The 19,397-nt window shown below is 64.1% G+C and carries 13 protein-coding genes and 1 rRNA gene; 1 reads left to right on the top strand and 13 read right to left on the bottom strand.

Going from position 1 to position 19,397, the window contains the following annotated elements; genetic code table 11:
- Window positions 1–253: 253 nt before the first annotated feature.
- From KHO41_RS39230 to katG, 7 genes are all read right to left on the bottom strand, one after another.
- Window positions 254–1,687: an HDOD domain-containing protein gene (locus KHO41_RS39230; protein WP_211958589.1), complete on the bottom strand. Its 1,434-nt coding sequence runs from the start codon at window positions 1,685–1,687 to the stop codon at window positions 254–256.
- Between the two features lie 8 nt (window positions 1,688–1,695).
- Window positions 1,696–3,477 carry a putative bifunctional diguanylate cyclase/phosphodiesterase gene (locus tag KHO41_RS39225; RefSeq protein ID WP_211958588.1) on the bottom strand — a complete coding sequence of 594 codons (1,782 nt, stop codon included), beginning with the start codon at window positions 3,475–3,477 and terminating at the stop codon, window positions 1,696–1,698.
- A gap of 316 nt (window positions 3,478–3,793) precedes the next feature.
- Window positions 3,794–4,267, bottom strand: coding sequence for a potassium channel family protein (locus KHO41_RS39220; RefSeq protein ID WP_211958587.1), 474 nt, complete (start codon window positions 4,265–4,267; stop codon window positions 3,794–3,796).
- Window positions 4,268–4,280: 13 nt separating this feature from the next.
- Window positions 4,281–5,330: a DUF2955 domain-containing protein gene (locus KHO41_RS39215; protein WP_211958586.1), complete on the bottom strand. Its 1,050-nt coding sequence runs from the start codon at window positions 5,328–5,330 to the stop codon at window positions 4,281–4,283.
- The gene (locus tag KHO41_RS39210; protein WP_211958585.1) at window positions 5,320–6,474 is read right to left on the bottom strand and encodes an HlyD family secretion protein; all 1,155 of its coding nucleotides are present in this window, start codon (window positions 6,472–6,474) and stop codon (window positions 5,320–5,322) included. The genes KHO41_RS39215 and KHO41_RS39210 overlap by 11 nt, the downstream gene beginning before the upstream one ends.
- Window positions 6,467–8,020 carry a TolC family protein gene (locus KHO41_RS39205; RefSeq protein WP_211958584.1) on the bottom strand — a complete coding sequence of 518 codons (1,554 nt, stop codon included), beginning with the start codon at window positions 8,018–8,020 and terminating at the stop codon, window positions 6,467–6,469. Before KHO41_RS39205 ends, KHO41_RS39210 begins: the two co-directional genes overlap by 8 nt.
- A gap of 290 nt (window positions 8,021–8,310) precedes the next feature.
- Window positions 8,311–10,497: a catalase/peroxidase HPI gene (gene katG, locus KHO41_RS39200; protein WP_211958583.1), complete on the bottom strand. Its 2,187-nt coding sequence runs from the start codon at window positions 10,495–10,497 to the stop codon at window positions 8,311–8,313.
- A gap of 428 nt (window positions 10,498–10,925) precedes the next feature.
- Here katG and KHO41_RS39195 point away from each other — a divergent pair, with 428 nt between their 5' ends.
- A complete protein-coding gene (locus KHO41_RS39195; protein ID WP_211958582.1) occupies window positions 10,926–11,390 on the top strand; it encodes a ferritin-like domain-containing protein in 465 nt (154 codons plus the stop codon).
- Between the two features lie 31 nt (window positions 11,391–11,421).
- Here KHO41_RS39195 and KHO41_RS39190 read toward each other — a convergent pair whose 3' ends face one another.
- The 6 genes from KHO41_RS39190 to rrf form a co-directional block, all read right to left on the bottom strand.
- Window positions 11,422–11,886 (bottom strand): (2Fe-2S)-binding protein, encoded by a 465-nt coding sequence (locus KHO41_RS39190; RefSeq protein ID WP_211958581.1) that lies wholly within the window; start codon window positions 11,884–11,886, stop codon window positions 11,422–11,424.
- 14 nt (window positions 11,887–11,900) lie between these two features.
- Complete coding sequence (locus KHO41_RS39185; RefSeq protein WP_211958580.1) at window positions 11,901–14,168, bottom strand: xanthine dehydrogenase family protein molybdopterin-binding subunit; 2,268 nt, start codon at window positions 14,166–14,168, stop codon at window positions 11,901–11,903.
- A 7-nt stretch (window positions 14,169–14,175) separates the two neighbouring features.
- Window positions 14,176–14,607, bottom strand: coding sequence for a hypothetical protein (locus KHO41_RS39180; RefSeq protein ID WP_211958579.1), 432 nt, complete (start codon window positions 14,605–14,607; stop codon window positions 14,176–14,178).
- Window positions 14,555–16,480, bottom strand: coding sequence for a GMC family oxidoreductase (locus KHO41_RS39175; RefSeq protein WP_211958578.1), 1,926 nt, complete (start codon window positions 16,478–16,480; stop codon window positions 14,555–14,557). The genes KHO41_RS39180 and KHO41_RS39175 overlap by 53 nt, the downstream gene beginning before the upstream one ends.
- A 31-nt stretch (window positions 16,481–16,511) precedes the next feature.
- Window positions 16,512–19,040, bottom strand: a complete 2,529-nt coding sequence (locus tag KHO41_RS39170; RefSeq protein ID WP_211958577.1) for a hypothetical protein — start codon at window positions 19,038–19,040, stop codon at window positions 16,512–16,514.
- Between the two features lie 272 nt (window positions 19,041–19,312).
- A 5S ribosomal RNA gene (gene rrf, locus KHO41_RS42110) occupies window positions 19,313–19,397 on the bottom strand; the annotation flags it as partial.

Here is a 19,397-nt window from a genome sequence, read left to right as displayed (position 1 = left end):
CAAAACGCAACGGCGAAAGATACCATAAAAGCACATTTACGTTGTGGTAACTGAAGTCTCCAGACCGTCCTGCACGCAACACCTCAGAACATACCAACAGTCCGCATAATGTATGTTATGTTAAATGATAAAAACAACGGCCGAGCCGCGAACCCAGCCACACCAACGTCCCAATACGCAAGCTAGGCACCTCCGTCCCAACCTCCCGTCGCCCATCAAGATCGGCCTGGATGCACCTGCGCCCATGCGCGCATTAGCGCTGCGGCGCCGAACGCAACACAGCTGTGGCGATCTCGCCAGCCAGTTCCCCCGCAGCAACCAGTTCGGTATCAGTCAGCCCGCCGGCGATGCGCGTGGTTCCCCAATCGCCGCAGATCATGGCGACGCAGCGGTTGCGGACCTTGACGGGAATCAGCAGCACCGAGCGCGTGTCGGGCATGGCGTCGCGATACCAGCGCGGGACGCGGTGCGACACGGCCTTGTCGCGCAAGTCCTCGATGAGCAAGGGCTTGGGCGCGATCATCGCGAAATGGAAGACGTCCGGCACGAAGCCTTCTTCGAACGATAACTGCTCAAGCTTGTCCCGCATGCCTTCGCCAAAACCAAGACGCGCGCCGAAACGCTTGGTCGTCGGGTGCAGCAGCATCAGGAAACAGTGCGAGAAGTTCAGCGCCCGCATGGCCGATTCAAGTACCAGCGGGGCAAGCTGGGAGACCGTCATTCCCGCGCCTTCCTGCCGGATTTCCGCCAGGGCTTGCTGCAGTCGCGTCAGCGTATTGGCAGGCTTGCCACCTTCGTCGGGAAGGCTGCCCTCCCCTGTATCCGGCGCTTCCGAGCGCGCCATCGACGCCTTCAGTGTGCCGGCCTGCTGGATCGCCACGTTGACGTGGGACGGCTCCAGTCCCAGCTTTTGCGCATGAGCCAGCAGCGGTTCCAGGACGACTTCCTCGGGCTGGTCGGCCAGGATCGACGCCGCCGCGTCGGACGACAGGCTTGCCACTGCGCCGAGCCAGTCGGCATGGGTTTCCAGTACGGTTTCTTCGTGAAGCTCGCGGCCCAGCATGCCGTCGGCGATCAGCGTCGGCAAGCGCCATCGGAAGGCGGCGGCTTTCGCGAGATCGTCGAGCGAAATACCGATGACTTCGAGGCACGCGTCGTTTTCACTCATGGCGCCGTCGGCGCTCAGCGCCATGATGCGGTCCCATTCGTCCGGGAAGTAAAAGATCACGAGCAGGCGGCTGACATGGTGCATCAGCGTGCAGACAACGCCCTCCTCTCCACCGAGGATGCCGCGCGCATCGTTGAGCGCACGCGTGATCTCGCCGGCCATGATGGCCTGCTTGAGCGCCCTCGCCGCCTGCGGCCGGTTCGGCGCAACGCCCTGGAAAAAGTCGAGGACCTGGACGCCCAGCGTCAGGTGGGTAATCGTGTCCACGCCCAGCACCATGATGGCGCGCGATACAGTAGTGACCTCGCCCCCGAACGAACGGTACATGGCCGAGTTCGCCAGCCGGATGACCTTCTGGGAAAGGCTGAAGTCCGACAGTACGGTACTGGCCATTTCGCCAACGCTCAGGTCGCTGTTCAGCGTCTTGAAGACGTTGTCGATGCAGTACTGGAGCGTCGGAAAATCGCCCTTCTGAGCCATCCTGGCCCAAAGCTGATCGAGGAACTGTTTCTTAGACATAGTCTCAATCAGCCAGCCAAAGCGTCCGCGGCGTCAAGCCGGAACCTGCCCGTGCGGACAGCATCCTCAAAATCATTGGGGGCCATTGCCTTGGCAAAGCGCCAGCCCTGTGCCAGTTCGCAGCGCTGTGCGGCCAGCAGATCGCATTGCGCCTCGGTCTCGACGCCTTCCGCAATCGCCACCAGCCCCAGTTCCCGTGCGAGCGACAGCACCGCAGAGACGATGGTCCGGGCGTGCGGGGAATCGACCATATCGGCGACAAAGCTGCGATCGATTTTCAGAGCGGACAAGGGGAAACGGCGCAGATAAGACAAACTCGAATAGCCCGTGCCAAAGTCATCAACTGCGAAACGGATTCCGAGTGCACCGAGTTCGGTCAGCAGGTCCCCGGCTGCCTTGGGGTCGGTCATCAGCGCGCCTTCAGTAATCTCCAGCACCAGCCGGTGCGGGTCGATCCCGGTATCGCGGATGGCAGTGCGTACGCTGTCGATGAAGCCCGGGTGCCTGAACTGCACCGGCGACACGTTGACGGACACATAGCCGAGTTCGACACCATTGGCCTCCCAGGCAGCCAGTTGCGCGCACGCGCAACGGATGGCCCAGGCGCCGAGATGATTGATCAGGCCGTTGCTTTCGGCCAGCGGCACGAACATTTCGGGCGAGATGGATCCGGCCGGATGTTCCCACCGCATCAACGCCTCGACGGCACAGACGGTGTCCGGGCCGACCCTGAAAATCGGCTGGTAATGCAGGAACAGCTCGCCATTGAGCACCGCCTCGAACAAGTCCTGCTCGATGCGGAATTGCTCGTTCAACCGATGATCGAGTTCCGACGAATACAGGCAATAGCGGTTGTTGCCCTGCGCCTTGGCCTCGTACATGGCCCGGTCGGCCCGCCGCAGCAACTGCGCCTCGGTCTCGCGCACGCCCGACGCGAACGCCAGCCCGATGCTGGTCGTCACACGGACCTGGCAGCCTGCCAGATGGAACGGCTGCCTGCAGACGCGCATGATCTGCTCAAGCATGCCGACTGCGGCCTCTTCCGAACCGACGTCGTCAAGCAGGATCACGAATTCATCGCCGCCAAGGCGCGCAACCGTGTCGCGCGAGCGCACGGTTGCGACCAGGCGCTGGCTTAACTCCTTGAGCAGGATGTCGCCGATCTCATGGCCCAGTGAATCGTTGATCTTCTTGAATCCATCGAGATCCATCAGCGCAATGGCAAAGCGCCCGCGCTGCGTGGCATCGCCGGTGAAATACGCTTCCACCCGGTTGCGGACCAGTCCGCGGTTTCCTACGCCGGTCAGCGGATCGGTGAGCGACTGTTCCGTCAACTGATGGAGCTTCTGCGCCCATTTGGTAACGTCGGCACCAAACAGCAGCAGCGAAGCCCTGCCATCCGCAGCGACATGCCGGCAAATGCGCAGGTCGATCCAGCGCGTGCCGGTTATGGCGTTGGCAAAACGGATCTCGGCCTGTTTGGGCACGCCGTCGCGGAAACACGCCTGCAGCAGATGGGCGGCGCGCTCGCGTTCGTCGAAGGCAATAATGTCCTTGACCGAGGCATCCAGCAGATATTCGCGCGGGAAAGCCAGCAAATCCGCAGAAGCACTGGTGGCCTGGAGAATATTCCCGGTCTCGCTGACATGCAGCGCCAGTCCACCCCATGCTTCCAGCAACGCCCAGGCATCCCGGTTACCGGCAAGCGTCGTCGCTGCGGCAACGCTGCCGGAACGGACCGGTCCCGGCGTCTTGCCTGCGTGCACAGCATCATACGTAAACGACGTCATGTGGTTGTTGGCCTGGCCTGTTTGGCGACTGCACCGTGCCGATCCCCGGGGGTCGGCGGTAACGCAGGAAAACCCGGTAAAGAAGACAGCATTAATGGTCCGAAAACACGCCTGGCCGCCATGAGTGAGAATCGACGGGAATCCAATTCTCCAATTCTATTACGGCCGCGCAGGATCGCGCTGCAAAACCCGTCACAGCATTGACATTCACAACGCAACCTTCCCGTTTCACTAGGGTGTGGGGTAGACAAAACCCTTGATCTATGGAAGCGCATGGATATCGCACGACGCAACCAAGGATAAAGATTTCGGTACGTCAGTGGTTATCGGCAGTCGTTGCCTCGCCTTTAGCGTCCCGCACCAACTTTGCGGCGCTGATTTTCACCACGTCCAGCACGGCGGCGGTCATCACCGCGGTCGACACACCAAACATCAGGATGCCGTGGGCCGCTTCAATGGGGCCCAGCATGCGCCAGTTTTCGGACATGACAATATCGCCATAGCCAAGCGTGGAGAAGTTGACCGCCGAGTGGTACAGGGCAACCCCGAAGCTAGTGAATTCACCAAGCAGCAAGAACAATCCTGCCCAGATGGCCATTTGCGCGAAGTTGCCACACAACGTGGCCAGCATCACCGCCGACAACATGGCGACGTCCACCCAGAGCGGTTCACTGCCGTGCCAGTCATTGCGGAAACGTGCATAGCGGCGCAGGCATAACGCCACGACCAGGCCCTGCAGCAGCAGGCAGGTCAGCATGACCGGGATGGCGACCAGCAAATGAATGCGCACGATGGATTCCCTGTCAGGTCGAGGGGCGCACGCGGGACGAGCCCCGGGGGCGTTGATCCAGCAGTCGCAGCATCAGGCACGCGTACAGCGTTACGCCGATGAACAGCCCCATGCGGACCGCAAAGGCATGGTAGACATCCTTGCCTGCTGCGCTGTCCTCGACGGACTGGCCCAGCAGGATGATCAGGGTCACCAGCGTATTGAGCCAGAAGCCAGGCGAAAGCCGCGCGGATGGCCCTGCAAACAGCTTGCGCGCCAGCAACAGCGCGAACAGGAGCATCCACAGGAAGAACATCCACAGATGCACGAACAAGCCCAGGGCCCACCAGAACAGGATGGCCAGCAGCCCGCCCAGCAGCGTGGAGCCAATCAGTTCAAGCGCGGCACCGCGCGCCATCGTGCAGCTTTGGCGGCCGAGGCTGACGGCTTTCATGAGAATCGGCATGTATGCGGCCGGGTCGCCCAGGGCCAGCAGGACGGTCGGCATGACCACCAGGGCTGAGCGCAGCGCCATCCAGTTGGCGTCGTGCACCGAGACTGCCGGGCCGCGCGGCGCGGCGGGTCTCTTTGCCGGTTCCGGAATCAGCCAGTAGCAGTGCGCCAGGACCGCCACCGCCAGAAGCAGCCCCTTGACCAGCGCGGCGATGACGGTGACGGCCAGGCCGATGTCCACGGTGCCCGCCACCGAAATCATGGTCAGGCCGGCTGCCAGCAGCGTACCGACCAGGCTGTTGCCACCACGCAGGCCCTGACGGAAGGCCAGGAACAGGCCCAGCCCCGTCATCAACACGCCGCTGAACGGGTAGTGGCGCAGGAACGGGACGATCAGCAGGCCGCTGCCGGTGGCCAGCATGGCCACCAATGCCAGCCCCACGCCAGACTTGGCGGGCAACGGACGATCGAAGGACGCGAGCACGAATGCGCCCATGACGGGTGCCACCATCGGAATGGGCCAGCCCAGGCCGAAGCTCGTCGCCAGGCAGATCGCGGTACCGATGGCCAGCCGCAGCGCCCGCCGGCCGCGGACGCCTGCCGCGCCGCTCGCGTCGCCATCAGTAGACATAAGACAGCCAGCTCATGAGGTGCAGGAATATCCGGCCAAGCGGATTGAGCGGATTGCCATCGGTCGGGAAGGCCATCACCTCGGCCTGCCCGCCCACGCGGACGCCCCGCAATGTCGTCAGTTCCCCTTTGTCGATCTCGACGATCACGGGAAAACGCTGGGCTGGACGCAGCCAGTCGCGGCTGTTCTGGACGGTCGGAAGGCTACCCGGTGGCGGACTCTGGCCGACGCTCACCCCATAGCCGATGCTGCGCACCCGGCCGGAAAGTACCCTGCCCGGCAAGGCATCGAGCACGATACCCACCGGGCTACCCGGCTCGACACGGCCAAGATTGTTCTCGGTCAGGTCCGCGGTGATCCAGATGTCATGGATCGCGATCAGCGTCATGACCGGGCTGCCTGCCGCGGCATACTGGCCCGCTTCCGTGCGCAGATCGGTGATGAGGCCAGCGATGCGAGCGCGGACCTGTGAGTTGGCGAGATCCAGTTCGGCCTTCTCCAGCGCCGCGGCGGAGCTGCGCAACTTGGCGTTGTCCTCTTCGCTGCCGCCCTGCTGCTCGCGCGCGCGTTCCACCTCGGCGCGGGCTGCGTCGACCTGGCTGACGGCCTGCGTGTGCGTGGCGCGGGCCACCTCCAGCCGCCTCAGCGAGACAGTGCCGGGATCCTCGCTATACAGGCGTTCCAGGCGGTCACTGTCCTGGCGCGCCTTGACTTCGTTGGCCTGCGCAGCGCGCAGCCCCGCCTGTGCCGACGCGATCCCTGCCGTGCTCGCACCGATCTGCCGGCGCATGGATTCCAGGTCTGCGCGCGCCCGATCCGCCGCGATGCGGTATTGCTGCGGATCGACCTCGAACAGGATCGCCCCCGCCTGCACGTCCTGGTTGTTGTGCACCAGCACACGCGTCACGCGGCCCGAGACCTCCGATGCCACCGGCACGACAAAGGCCTGGACGCGCGCCTGCTGCGTGTAGGGCGTATAACGGTCCGCGAACAAGTACCAGGCCAGGCTCAGCACGATCAGCACCACCACCACCTTCACGCCCTTTCCGGCCGGATCTGCCGAGGGAGATGGCGCAGGGGACGGCGCGGGAGGCGCAGGCGCCGGGGACGGAGATGCCGGGACAGGCGGCGCGTCGTCATTCATCGGGTGTGCCTCGCTGCAAGGAAGACCGTTTGCCGGCTGTAGCATTCGCCGTCTCGTCGAGCAGGCTGCCCCAGTCGGTACGTTGCTCCATCTGCTGCCGTGTCGCGGCATCGACAAGCGGCTGCGCCGTGTCCCAGCCACCACCGAGCGCCTTGTAAAGTGCGATCAGATCCGCGACTGCCGTGCTGCGGTTGACCAGGTAAGCGTCCTGCTGGGCAAACAGCGCGCGTTGGGCGTCCAGCACGCGCTGGAAGTCCGAGTACCCCTCGCGGAACAGCGCGGTGGCCAGCGCAAGCGAACGGTTCGCGGACTGCGAAGCCTGCGCCAGGATCGCTTCGCGTTCCAGCGCCTTGATCAGGCCGCTGGCGGCATCGTCAGCCTCGCGCGCGGCCTGGCGCACGCTGTCCTGGTAGGAAACGATAAGCTGCTGCAGGCGCGCATCCTGGATGCGCACGTTGTTGCGGATGCGCCCGTAGTCGAACACATTCCAGCGCAGGCTCGGCCCGGCGATCAGCACCAGCCCGTTAGGCGTGCCGGGCAACGAGCTGGCCGACCAGCCGATGCTGCCAAGCAGCGTCAACGACGGATAAAGCTCGGCCTTGGCTACGCCGATCAGCGCTGACTGCGCAGCCATCTGCAGCTCCGCGGCACGGATGTCCGGCCGGCGCAGCAGCAGGCTGGCCGGAACATCCTGCAGCACCGCACGGTCGATCAGCGGCACCACGCCCTCCTTGTCGGGCATGTCCAGCAGTTCGTGCATCGGGGCCGGCGGACGCCCGATCAGGATGGCCAGTGCATTGCGTGCATGCAGGATCTGGCCTTCCAGTTCGGGAATGCTGCTCAGCGTGCCGAGGTATTGGGTCTTCGCCTGCTGCAGATCGAGTTCGTCGCTCTCCCCGCCCTTGAACAGTCGTTCGGTGATTTCATAGCTGCGCTTCTGCAGCCGCGCATTCTCGCGCGCGATGCGTAGCCGTGCTTCGGCCGTGCGCAATGTGAAATAGGTCTGGGCCAGTTGCGCATGCAGCAGAACCAGTACGTCCTGGTAGTTGGCCTGGGAAGCAAAATAAGCCGCATCCGCCGATTCGATCGCCCGGCTGAAGCGTCCCCAGAAATCCAGCTCCCAGCCAACGTCGAATCCGGCGCTGAACTGCCAGACGCGGCTGGTCTGCACCGTGGCGCCGGACTGCCGGCTATGAACATAAAGCGCCTCGCCGCTCGCTTGCTGGACCTGCGGATAGCGCCCAGCCTGCGCAATGCCCAACTGGGCCCGGGCCTCCACCACGCGCAGGCCCGCGATCCTGACTCCGGCGTTATTGGCGTCGGCCTCGGCAATCAGTTTTTCCAGGATGGGGTCGTCGAACACCCGCCACCACTGGCGCAGGTCGGGCTGCTCCCGTTGCTGCGTGGCTTGTTCGAGTGAGGGACTGCTCCAGGATTCGGTCCACGACTCACGTTGCGTCTGGAAGTCCGGGCCAAGCTGCGTACAGCCTCCGAGTAGCAAGGCTGCCATCATCAGCCGGAGAGGCAAGCGGGCCGGGAGCGGCATGGTCAGCTACCGGCCTGTACCACGGCAAAGAACAGGCAAGCGCCGGACGCGCATGCCGGGCAGCCTTCGGCGGGTCGTCATTCCCGTGGCGGGAACCTGCTGCATACGGGTCTCCTGTGCGAAACCGCCGTGAGACGACACGATACCTGCCAATTATGGTGCGCCGACGCGACTTCGGCCATCGGTCGTTGGTTTTAGCATTGGGTGTAATCGAAAACGATGGCAAAAAAAGACACGGCCAGTCTTTCGACCGGCCGTGCTGGCTTTCCCTTGTTGTCGTCAGGCGACGCTTATCGGTTGGCGACCTCGAAGCGGTCCAGGTTCATGACCTTGTTCCAGGCCGCGACAAAGTCCTGGACGAACTTCTCCTTGGCGTCGGCGCAGCCATAGACCTCGGCCACGGCGCGCAGCTGAGAGTTCGAGCCGAAGATCAGGTCGACACGCGTGCCGGTCCACTTCAGCTTGCCCGTGGCGCGATCGTAGCCTTCGAACACGTCCTTGTTGTCGGCCGTCGGCTTCCACTCCGTGGCCATGTCGAGCACGTTGACGAAGAAGTCGTTGGTCAGCGCTTCCGGACGATCGGTCAAGACGCCATGCTGGGTTTGCCCGACGTTCGCGTTCAGCACGCGCATGCCGCCGACAAGCGCGGTCACTTCCGGTACGGTCAGCGTCAGCAGTTGGGCCTTGTCGACCAGCAGCGTTTCGGCCGTCACGGCATAGGTGCCCTTCAGATAGTTGCGGAATCCGTCAGCGATCGGTTCCATCACGCTGAACGATTCCACATCGGTCTGCTCTTGCGTGGCATCCATGCGTCCCGGCGTGAACGGCACCTTCACGTCATGGCCGCCCTTCTTCGCCGCCTGTTCGATGCCGGCGCAACCGGCCAGCACGATCAGGTCGGCCAGCGACACCTTCTTGCCGCCGGACTGGCTGCTGTTGAACTCGTTGCGGACACCTTCCAGGGTTTCCAGCACCTGTGCGAGCACGGCCGGCTGGTTCACCTCCCAGTCCTTCTGCGGCGCCAGGCGGATGCGCGCGCCATTGGCACCGCCGCGCTTGTCGGAGCCGCGGAACGTCGACGCCGAGGCCCAGGCCGTCGATACCAGCTGCGACACCGGCACCCCGGTCGCCAGGATCTTGCCCTTGAGCGCGGCAACGTCCTGGTCGTCGATCAGCACATGGTCGACTGCAGGAATCGGGTCTTGCCAGATCAGTTCTTCAGCCGGGACTTCCGGGCCCAGGTAGCGCGCACGCGGACCCATGTCGCGGTGCGTCAGCTTGAACCATGCGCGGGCGAAAGCGTCGGCAAACTGGTCGGGATTCTCGTGGAAGCGACGGGAAATCTTTTCGTAGGCGGGATCCACCCGCAGCGAAAGATCCGTGGTCAGCATGGTCGGGCCACGACGCTTGGACGGATCGTGCGGGTCCGGAATGGAGTTGGCGCCGGCATCGCCCTTCGGTTTCCACTGGTGGGCACCGGCCGGGCTCTTGGTCAGTTCCCATTCGTACCCAAACAGGTTCCAGAAGAAGTTGTTGCTCCACTTGGTCGGCGTGCTGGTCCAGATGACCTCCAGGCCGCTGGTGATGGCATCACCGCCCTTGCCCGAGCCAAAGCTGCTGCGCCAGCCCAGGCCTTGCTCCTCGATGCCTGCGGCTTCGGGCTCCGGTCCCACATGCGATGCCGGGCCCGCGCCGTGCGTCTTGCCGAAGGTGTGGCCACCGGCGATGAGCGCAACCGTCTCCTCGTCGTTCATGGCCATGCGGGCGAAGGTCTCGCGGATATCCACGGCGGCCTTGGCCGGATCGGGGTTGCCATTGGGACCTTCCGGGTTCACATAGATCAGGCCCATCTGGACGGCTGCCAGCGGGTTTTCGAGATCGCGCACGCCGGAATAGCGCTTGTCGGCCAGCCACGTCGTTTCGGAACCCCAGTAGACGTCCTGGTCCGGTTCCCATACGTCCTCGCGCCCGCCGCCGAAGCCGAAGGTCTTGAAGCCCATCGATTCCAGGGCGACGTTGCCTGTCAGCACGATCAGGTCAGCCCACGAAATCTTCTTGCCGTATTTCTGCTTGATCGGCCATAGCAGCCGGCGCGCCTTGTCCAGGTTGACGTTATCGGGCCAACTGTTCAGTGGCGCAAAGCGCTGCTGTCCGGAACCCGCGCCGCCACGGCCGTCGCCGGTGCGGTACGTGCCCGCGGCATGCCATGCCATGCGGATGAACAGGCCGCCGTAGTGCCCGAAGTCCGCGGGCCACCAGTCCTGCGAGACCGTCATCAGCGCGGTGAGGTCCTGCTTCACCGCTGCCAGGTCCAGGCTCTTGAATTCCTCGGCATAGTTGAACCCCTGGTCCATGGGGTCTGCCAGCGATGAGTGCTGGCGCAAGATGCCCAGGTTCAGCTGATTGGGCCACCAATCCCGGTTCGAGGTACCCGAACCGGCAGCGTGATTGAACGGACACTTCGCTTCAGTCGACATGTGTTCCCTCCTTGCTTCGATTGCATCCAGATCGTTTGTTATCAGATCGTTTGCTTCCACTGCACGGCTCAGCCTTGGGGCTCAGGACTGCCCTCAGTAGAGTACTGTTTCTCCACACGAGGCGGAAATAGGTTTACTTCATGGCTGAGTAAGAAAAAACCTAAGGCCTGTCTTTCGTGTTGCGGTGGCCTTGATGACAGAACGATGTCACCCCGTTCGGGTGAGACACGCAGCGCAGCCTCAGCCTTCGCAGCGGCGCAGCAACAGGTCATGCCGAAGTCGGGCCGGACAGTGTACGCCCGCCGACTAGAATGAAACAGCCCGCACGACGGGTGCATCGATGCGGCCGCCCGCGTAGCCCTGTTCCCACGCTGATGGCGGTGCTGCTGCACAGTCCCCTCTGAAACCACGCTGCAGGAAGGATTGCCATGACGGAACTCGATAAGGACAAGGTCGTCGGCGTGTTGAATCGGATACTCGAAGCCGAACTCGCCGGCGTGGTGCGATACACGCACTATTCCTTCGTGGTGTTCGGCTTCGGCCGCATCCCGATCGTGTCGTGGCTGCGCGAGCAGGCCAACGAATCGCTGCTGCATGCGCACCAGGCCGGCGAGTGGATCACGACGCTGGGTGCCTATCCGTCTCTGGGCATCGGCAAGCTGCTCGATAGCCATACGCTCGATATCGGATCGATCCTGCGCGAGTCGCTGGCGACGGAAACGCTGGCGCTGGAGTTGTACCGTGAACTGCTCACGCAGGTCGAAGGTCGCTCGGTGGCGCTGGAAGAATATGCGCGCCAGCAGATCCAGATCGAGGAACTGCACGCCGGCGAAGTCGACAAGATGCTGCGCAAGCCCGGCCAGACTGGGACCACGCAATCCGGCCCAGGCTGAGCGCGCGGATGTCCCGGTATCGCCCGGGACATCAGCCGCGTGGCGCTTGCCCGGCCGCCTGATGGATCGCCGCGCGGATGCGTGGATACGTGCCGCAGCGGCACACAATATTGCCCATGGCCGCGTCGATGTCCGCGTCGGTGGGCTTCGGCCTGGCTTTGAGCAGCGCGCATGCGGCCATGATCTGCGCGCTCTGGCAGTAGCCGCACTGGACCACATCGAGATCAAGCCAGGCCGCGCGGACAGCGTCGAGTTCCTTGCTCCGCATGCCCTCGATGGTCGTGATCTTCATGCCAGGCCGCAGCTTCGACATCGGCAGCTGGCATGCGAGTTCGGGCTTGCCGTCCACATGCAGCGTGCAGGCGCCGCAAATGCCCACGCCGCACCCGAACTTCGTTCCTGTCAACGCAAGGTCGCAGCGCAGGATCCAGAGCAACGGCATATCGGGCTCCGCGTCAACGCTGACGGCCTTGCCGTTCACGTTCAGGGTCGCCATGGTTCTCTCCTTCGCTAGGCCAGCTTGAGCGGCAACGAACGCAACCGCTGGCCGGTCAGCGTGTACAGCGCATTGGCCACTGCCGGCGCAATCGGCGGCGCGCAGACTTCGCCGGTGCCCTGCGGCGGCTCCTGGCTGGCAATGATGTCCGTCTCGATCGCAGGGCAATCCGCCATGCGCACGACCGGAAAGTCGTGGAAGTTCTTCTGCTGCACCACACCATCCGCAAACGTGATTTCCTGGTATAGCGCGGCGGACAAGCCGAATATGATGCCGCTCTCCGCCTGCTGGCGGATCAGGTTGGGATTCACGGCAATCCCGCAATCGATCACGCAGAACACGCGATGCACGCGGATCGTCTTGTCGGGCGCGACGGACACCTCGGCCACTTGCGCGACGATGCTGCCATATGACTGGTGCAGTGCCACACCGCGCGCCCGCGCGATGCCATCCGGCGCGCGCGCCATTGGCTTGCCCCATCCCGACAAGGTCGCCACGCGCTCCAGCACGGCCCGGTGCCGGGGATGCTCGCCAAGCAGGCCGGCGCGGAACGCGACCGGATCCTTGCCTGCCGCCACCGCCGCCTCGTCGAGAAAGCACTCGGTGAAGAAGGCCTGGTGCGAATGCCCGACCGAGCGCCAGAAGCCCACCGGAACAGGCAGGTCCACGTTCGCATGGGAGATCCGCGCCGCCGGCCATCCATAGGGCTGGTCGAACGCGCCTTCCGCGGCCGTCTTGTCGATAGGGATGCGCGGGAAGCCAAAGTCTCGCGCAAGCATCTCCGGTACCACAGCCTGCCCTGCCGATCGCGCCTGCCAGCCGACCAGCCGCCCGTCGTGATCCAGGCCTGCGCGCAGGCGCGACACGCACGCGGGCCGGTAGAAGTCATGCGTCATGTCCTGCGCGCGCGTCCAGACGGTCTGCACGGGCCGCCCCTTGACCTCGCGCGCGATCGCCGCGGCCTGCGACACGAAATCCGCCTCCAGCCGGCGCCCGAAGCCTCCGCCCAGCATCATGACCTTCAGGTCCACCTGCTCCGGCCGCAGCCCTAGCACCTTGGCGGCATGCGCTCGCGCAATGCCCGGCACCTGCGTCGACACCCACACCGTCGCCGCATCGCCGCCATACAGCACCGTGCAGTTGATGGGTTCCACGGCACCATGCGCCAGATATGGGGCGTGATACTCGGCGCTGACCACCTTGGCTGCGCCGCGCAGCGCCTCGTCGACATCACCGCGCGTGTAGTAGCCATGGCCATCATCGCGATCCAGCGTCGCGGTGAGGCGCGCCAGCAGACGCGCGCTCGTCATGCCAGCAGCCGGCCCGGGATCCCAGTCGACCTTCAGCGCGTCGAGCGCCTGCATCGCACGAAACACGTTGTCGGCGATGACCGCCACGCCGCCTGAGCCACCGTCGAACGGCGGCACCACAAATGCCTTTACGACGCCGCGCTGCGCAAGTGCCGCGCTGACGTCGGCATGCTTTACGCTGCCACCCACGGTCGGGCACATGAGCACGCTCGCGTACAGCAGGTTGGGCGGCAACGCGTCGATGCCGAAGCGGGCCGACCCGTCGGTCTTTGGCTCGGCATCGATCCTGTGCAAGGGCCGGCCGATCAGGCGGAATGCCGATGGCTCCTTCAGCCTTATCTTGTCCGGCAGAGACTGGCGTCCGGCTGCTGCGGCGAGTTCACCGAATGTCACCGAGCGCGCGGTGCCCTGCATCACCTTGCCGCCTTCGGTGCGGCATTCCGTCTCGGCCACGCGCCAGCGCTGCGCCGCCGCGGCCACCAGCATGGCCCGCGCCGAGGCGCCGGCTTCGCGCATGGGCATCCAGAGGTCGCTGATGCCGGACGAACCCCCGGTAGCGATCTCGCCGATCTCGCGCATCAGCTTGCGCGTGACGTGATCCGCGAGCCGGCGGACCAGACCGTGATCATCAGGATAAAAAGGCAGCCCGTCGACGACGACCTGAAGGTTGTTGAAGATCTTGTCAGGCGGCGCGTTTTCCACGCGAACGCGGCTCCAGTCGGCATCGAGTTCATCCGCCAGGATCATCGCCAGCCCGGTATGCACGCCCTGGCCCATCTCCGAGCGGCACATCATGATCGTGACGCTGTTGTCCGCATCGATCTTGACCCACCCGTTCAGCGCGACTTCCGTGCCTTCCGTCTGCAGCGGCGCCGACGTCGTCAGCCGCTGGCGCACGGGCAGCACGGTCCAGCCGACCAGCAACGCACCCGCCGCGCCGATACCGCCAAACAGGAATGCTCTGCGCTTCATGGCGAGGTCAGAACTCCAGGCAGAAATCGATCAGGCGAGCCTTGTCCCAATACACTTTGCCGAGGTATACACCCGGCGCGATGCAGCGGATCTCGTCGCGAATCCAGTGCGCGACCAGCGAGGTCTCCGAGTAGTCGAGCACGATGCACTCCTTCTGGTCAAGCCAGCTGTCCGCCTTGTAGACCTTGGCCAGGATCGCTTCCAGGCCAAACGGCGTGATGCGGTTCTTGAGCACGCCGCGGCTGGCGTCGAACACCTTGCCCTGCCAGGCGAACAGGCTGACCATGCGCGAGATGCTTTCGCTGAAGGTCGTGCCCGGCGAGATGATGGCCGTGCCCTTTGCCTCGCCATTCGGAATATCGCCAGCGGGGCTGTTGCGAAAGAGATCATCCAGTTCGGCTTGCTGCATTTGCAGGAGCTTGTGCACGTCGTAGGCCATGGCGGTCTCCTGTCGGGAATGGCAAGGGCGGCGTTGCCTGCGCCGCGGCCAGCAGTACATCGGCGGCCTTCTCGGCCATCATGTAGATCGCGCTGACCGGAAAGAAGCCCGGAATGCGCGGAAATGCCGAGGCATCGACGACGCGCAGGCGGCGCGTGCCATGCACGCAGAAGTTGCTGTCGAGCACGCCGCCCGTTGCACGCGCGCCGATCGGACACGAGCACGACGCGTGATGGCCCCAGGCGTTGTCGCGGATATAGCCGGCCAGCGCTTCGTCGCTCTGGATTTCCGGGCCCGGCAACTCTTCATTAGCGATAAAGCCCTGCTCCGCGAGCGGTTGCGCCAGCCCGCGTACAAAACGGATAGCGTTGATCAGCGCGCGCATGTCCTCGCCCTTCGGGTCATCCGCGTGGTCGAAATAGCGGAAGTCGATGTCGGGCATATCTCGCGGGTCGGCCGACCGCAGCGACACCACGCCGGCACGGTTACGCGTGTGCGCCTTAAGGATCGCCCACGTCAGCACATTGTCGTTCTGCGCGAAGACCTTCGAGTAGCCCGGGTAGTAGCCAACGAAACGTTCGAGCAGCGCCATGCAGAAGATGTCCGGCACTGGCATGCGCCGGCCCGAGCGGCGGATCACCGCCGTCGCCACGCCGTTCGTGGTGTAAACGCCGTCGCGCGAATCGAACCAGTTCCGGTACGGCGCGTCGTCACGCACGAATTTCGCACCCTGCAGCACTTCCCACGAGCGCGACATCCGGTTCACGACACCGATCTCGTAGCGATCCTGCAGATTGCGGCCGACTCCGGGCAGGTCCACGCGAACGGGAATGCCGTGTTGCTGAAGTTGCTCCGCCGGGCCGATGCCCGACAGCATCAGCAGTTGCGGCGTATTGAACGCGCCGCCGGCAAGGATCACCTCGCGCCGGGCGCGGACCTGGCAGCGCTCACCGTGCCCATCGTTCGGCTTGACGTGAGCGTGATAGAGATGCCTGCCCTTCAGATACTCCACGCCGCACGCGTTGCCCTGCGCGTCGAACAGCACGCGTGCGGCCAGCGCATCGAGTTCGATCCGAAGCCTGTCGGGATACCGCTCGGCCACATCCAGCAGACGCTCGCGCGTACCGTGGCGCGCGTGGCGCTGCGTGGTCAGCGGCGTATAGCAAACGCCGTGAAAGCAACGTCGGCCCCATAGCCGCGAGTTCGGATCGCCTTGCCAGCGGATCAGCCGCAGCCACGCGCGCACGCGCCTTGGCACGCTGCGCGCGGCGAGTTCCATCGAACCGATGATGACGCGGACCAGCGCGTCGTCGGCGAGCGCTTCCAGCGGCATCGCGCGCTCCGTATGCAGCCAGCCATCCCAGCCATGCAGCGTGGGATCGATGCCGAACCGGCGCGCGAGATTCCACAGCGGTCGATGGCGGCATTGCTCGATCCGCTTCGCATAGCCGCGCATGCGAGTCGCTGTCCAGGACGGATCGCCGGTCACGTCGGCAATGTGGTCCCAGTCAGCATCGTGCGGATACAGGAAGATCAGCGCGTTGTGCGCAGTGCAACCGCCAAGCGTCCCGGCGCGCGGGTACAGCACGCCTGCCGGACCGCATTTGGGGTCGCGTTGCTGCTGCGCGTTGTCGGTGTAGTGACGCACGAAGAAATTCCATGCCATGGCCGGATTCTCGCTTGCACAGGCGTGAAAGCCGGGCACGTCATAGTCTTCAGGCATGCAGGACATCTCATGCGCGCGCGCATCGCAGCCGGCTTCCAGCACGCACACGCGCATGCCCGCCTCTGCCAGGCGCGCGGCCAGCGTACCGCCGCCCGCGCCGGAACCTACGACTACGTAGTCCCATTCTGTCTCATCGTCCCCAGACATAGCCCCCCGCTACGCCGTCGGCATTGCATTGTCAGAACGTCTTCAGGAAGGCGATCAGGGCCCGCTTGTCATCATCGCTCAGCACCGGTTCCTTGCCGAACGCACGCTCGTCGGCGCTCAGGCCGTCCTGGTTGTTGAACTCGGCCGTGCCGAAGTAGTGGCCGCGATTGACGATGAAGTCCGGGCATTTGCTGAGCGACAGCATTGGTTTCACCACGTCCGCGTAGATCTTGCGCAGATCATCATCGCTCGCGCCCGCAGGCACGGATGCCAGATCGCCTTTGAGCTTCACCAGCAGCTTCAGCACCTTGGCCGCATGCTCTGCCTTGGCGACCGGGTCCGAGGTCTCGGACAGCGGCTGCAGGTTCGCAAGCAAGTTCACTGGCATCCGGGCCGGTGCGGGACCAATCGTCACATCGCCGCCCTCGCCCACGAGCCATGGCACCCAACGGTGCAGCAGGTCTTCCATGGGGCGCAGCGCATCCGGAACGAACCCGACCGGAATCGTGATCTGGCTGCGTTCCGTGGTGCGGTCGATCACGCCCGGCACCTTCGTGCCAAGTACAGAATCGTGGTCACGTTTCTCGGGCCAGAGAAGCTGCTCGATCGAGGCGTCGAACACCTGCACGCGGCTCTTGACGGAAGGATCGCTGCTGAACGGCCCGAGCGCGTTGTTGAGCAGGAACGGCGCCGTCGACCAGATGCTGATCAGCGACGGCACGCGGGTATAGCCCCGTCCGCCGGCGGGCATGTGGTATTGCCACCGCTCGGCCGTGAACGGGTCGTGCAGCGTCACGGTGCCGACCGACGGCAGGCTCTTGTATGTCTCCGAAGAAAAGTTGTCCCAGATATTGCCGCGAATTGCGTTGGTGGCCAGCGGACTGCAGATGTTCGTGCGCAGCAGCGTGGCGGGCACGCGGACATCGCTGGACAGGTAATTGTTGGCGAGGAAATCCGGCGCGTTGACGATGTCGCGCATCTTCGCCTTGTACTCGTCCGTCTGGGTCCATTTCCAGTAACGCTGGAAGCAGCCGATGTACTTGTCGCCGCCGCACTCGCGCATCTTCAGGTCGGCGGGTGGTGGTGGTCCCTTGCTGGAATGGCAGCGCGCACAGGTCTCGGCGAACACGGTCTTGCCGCGGTTCAGCAGGCGGCCGCCATCAGGCGTAGCGGGATCGGCCACGTAGGCCTTGCCGCCCGGTGCATCGGCAAGATGATCGGCCGGTGTCGATTTCAGCAGGAACGCGGCCATATTGAACGAACCCGCCTCCGTCGCGCGCCAGTATGCGGAGTTCTTCTGCGCGACTGAGATCTCGATCGGCGAGATCGACTTGCCGCCGAGGATCGGATTGAAATGCAGCAACCATTCCTCGCTGAACAGCCCGATGTTCAGATAGACCCGGTTCAGCGCACCGAGCACGCCGACGGAATCGGCACCATCCTTGAGCACATGCGGCGTCCAGACCGTATCGGGCGCCTTGAAGAACTCCGAAAGCGGCCCGCTCTGGACGAAATCGTTGAGCTGCTTGTTGTTCTTCTCGCCGCCCGCAATGGTCTCCTGCCCGATCCGCTTGGCCACACCCATGCGTGCCATCAGATCATAGAGGGCGTTCATCGTCCGCGGGTTGTTGATGTTGTCGGTGGAGACCAGCGAGGTATCCATCGCACCGGGGCGGAATGTGTGGACGAGCTGGAACATGAAGTTCTGCTTGCCCGCCGGCGTCGCGGCGTTGTGGATGAAGAGCCGATCGACCCACATGTACTGCGCACCAACGGTCGAACTGAGCTCGGCCCATTGCGGATGCTCGGGGTCGGCGGGCGGATGGATCGGGCTCGGGCCGATATGGCAGAACCCGCACGACATCCCCACGCGATAGGGCCGGATCAGGTCGGCGCGGTTGTAGTAGGAGGGATCGGTGTAGTAGCGCTCCGGGTCCCAGGCTTTGGCCGCTTTCTCGTCGAATGCGGGATTGGGGAAGAGGCGCAGACCGACAATGCCGGTCGGATAGCCATAGTACGAGCCGATGGGCAGCTTCTGGCCATTCGAAAAGGTGCTGCCACGCGCGCCAGTCTTGACGCCGGGATAGGCCTGCTCGTTTTCGAATGGATCGGCCGGGCAGTCCTTGCCGCGCTGGTCCAGCCACAGGCCGAAACGCTGCGGGTCCGGCCCGGCAGGCTTGCTGAAGCACGGCTCGTTGAGCAGGCCGAGATAGGTCCAGCGATTGTCGCGCGAATAACCCTGGCTGGGATGGGAACTGATGGATTTGAGCAGATCGAACGCGCCGAACGTGTAGTGCGTCATCGCGTCCCAGAACCGGTCGTTGCCGCCGGTCCAAACGATCCACATGTTACGGCCCTGGATCTCTTGCTTCGTCAGCGCTACGCCGCGGTCCATGTCGCGGAAGTAGTCTTCCGCCGCGTGCTGGAAGGAGTCGTCCTTGCGGCCAGCCTGCTGCGCTTCATCCTCGACATGGCCGGCCTTCAGCTTCGAGCAACCGCTCATGACCACCGCGATACAGAAAACGGCGGACCAAAGAATCGACTTGCTGTGCAGGTTCACCGTCGTCCCTCCCCGACCGGATGGTCTATCACAGCAGCGTGTGCGCTACGCACGCCGTTGAGTACAGATAAACCTAGAAATGACCTGAGGAGAAGTCAAGGTTGTGACTGATCTACAACGCTATTTTTGGGCTGCGTGTTCGATGATGTTTTCGACAGAGATAAGCAAACGGACATACGGGCGACGCTGGCTGTGCTGCGTGAGCAAGCTGCGGCGCCCCAAAAGCAAAAACCCCTCAGCTCGGTAGAGCTGAGGGGTTCTGCATTATAAGAGCCTGGCGATGACCTACTTTCACACGGGAATCCGCACTATCATCGGCGCGGAGCTGTTTCACGGACCTGTTCGGGATGGGAAGGG

Source organism: Cupriavidus numazuensis (genome assembly GCF_905397435.1).
Classification (GTDB): Bacteria; Pseudomonadota; Gammaproteobacteria; order Burkholderiales; family Burkholderiaceae; genus Cupriavidus; species Cupriavidus numazuensis.
The sequence above is the reverse complement of the archived record's forward strand: the minus strand, read 5'-3'. Positions and strand labels throughout refer to the sequence as shown.

Excerpts from the sequence above, each read along its gene's own strand:
- KHO41_RS39230 (WP_211958589.1), bottom strand. The coding sequence starts at position 1,687 with ATGTCTAAGAAACAGTTCCTCGATCAGCTTTGGGCCAGGATGGCTCAG.
- KHO41_RS39225 (WP_211958588.1), bottom strand. The coding sequence starts at position 3,477 with ATGACGTCGTTTACGTATGATGCTGTGCACGCAGGCAAGACGCCGGGA.
- KHO41_RS39215 (WP_211958586.1), bottom strand. The coding sequence starts at position 5,330 with ATGTCTACTGATGGCGACGCGAGCGGCGCGGCAGGCGTCCGCGGCCGG.
- KHO41_RS39210 (WP_211958585.1), bottom strand. The coding sequence starts at position 6,474 with ATGAATGACGACGCGCCGCCTGTCCCGGCATCTCCGTCCCCGGCGCCT.
- KHO41_RS39205 (WP_211958584.1), bottom strand. The coding sequence starts at position 8,020 with ATGCCGCTCCCGGCCCGCTTGCCTCTCCGGCTGATGATGGCAGCCTTG.
- katG (WP_211958583.1), bottom strand. The coding sequence starts at position 10,497 with ATGTCGACTGAAGCGAAGTGTCCGTTCAATCACGCTGCCGGTTCGGGT.
- KHO41_RS39195 (WP_211958582.1), top strand. The coding sequence starts at position 10,926 with ATGACGGAACTCGATAAGGACAAGGTCGTCGGCGTGTTGAATCGGATA.
- KHO41_RS39190 (WP_211958581.1), bottom strand. The coding sequence starts at position 11,886 with ATGGCGACCCTGAACGTGAACGGCAAGGCCGTCAGCGTTGACGCGGAG.
- KHO41_RS39185 (WP_211958580.1), bottom strand. The coding sequence starts at position 14,168 with ATGAAGCGCAGAGCATTCCTGTTTGGCGGTATCGGCGCGGCGGGTGCG.
- KHO41_RS39180 (WP_211958579.1), bottom strand. The coding sequence starts at position 14,607 with ATGGCCTACGACGTGCACAAGCTCCTGCAAATGCAGCAAGCCGAACTG.
- KHO41_RS39175 (WP_211958578.1), bottom strand. The coding sequence starts at position 16,480 with ATGTCTGGGGACGATGAGACAGAATGGGACTACGTAGTCGTAGGTTCC.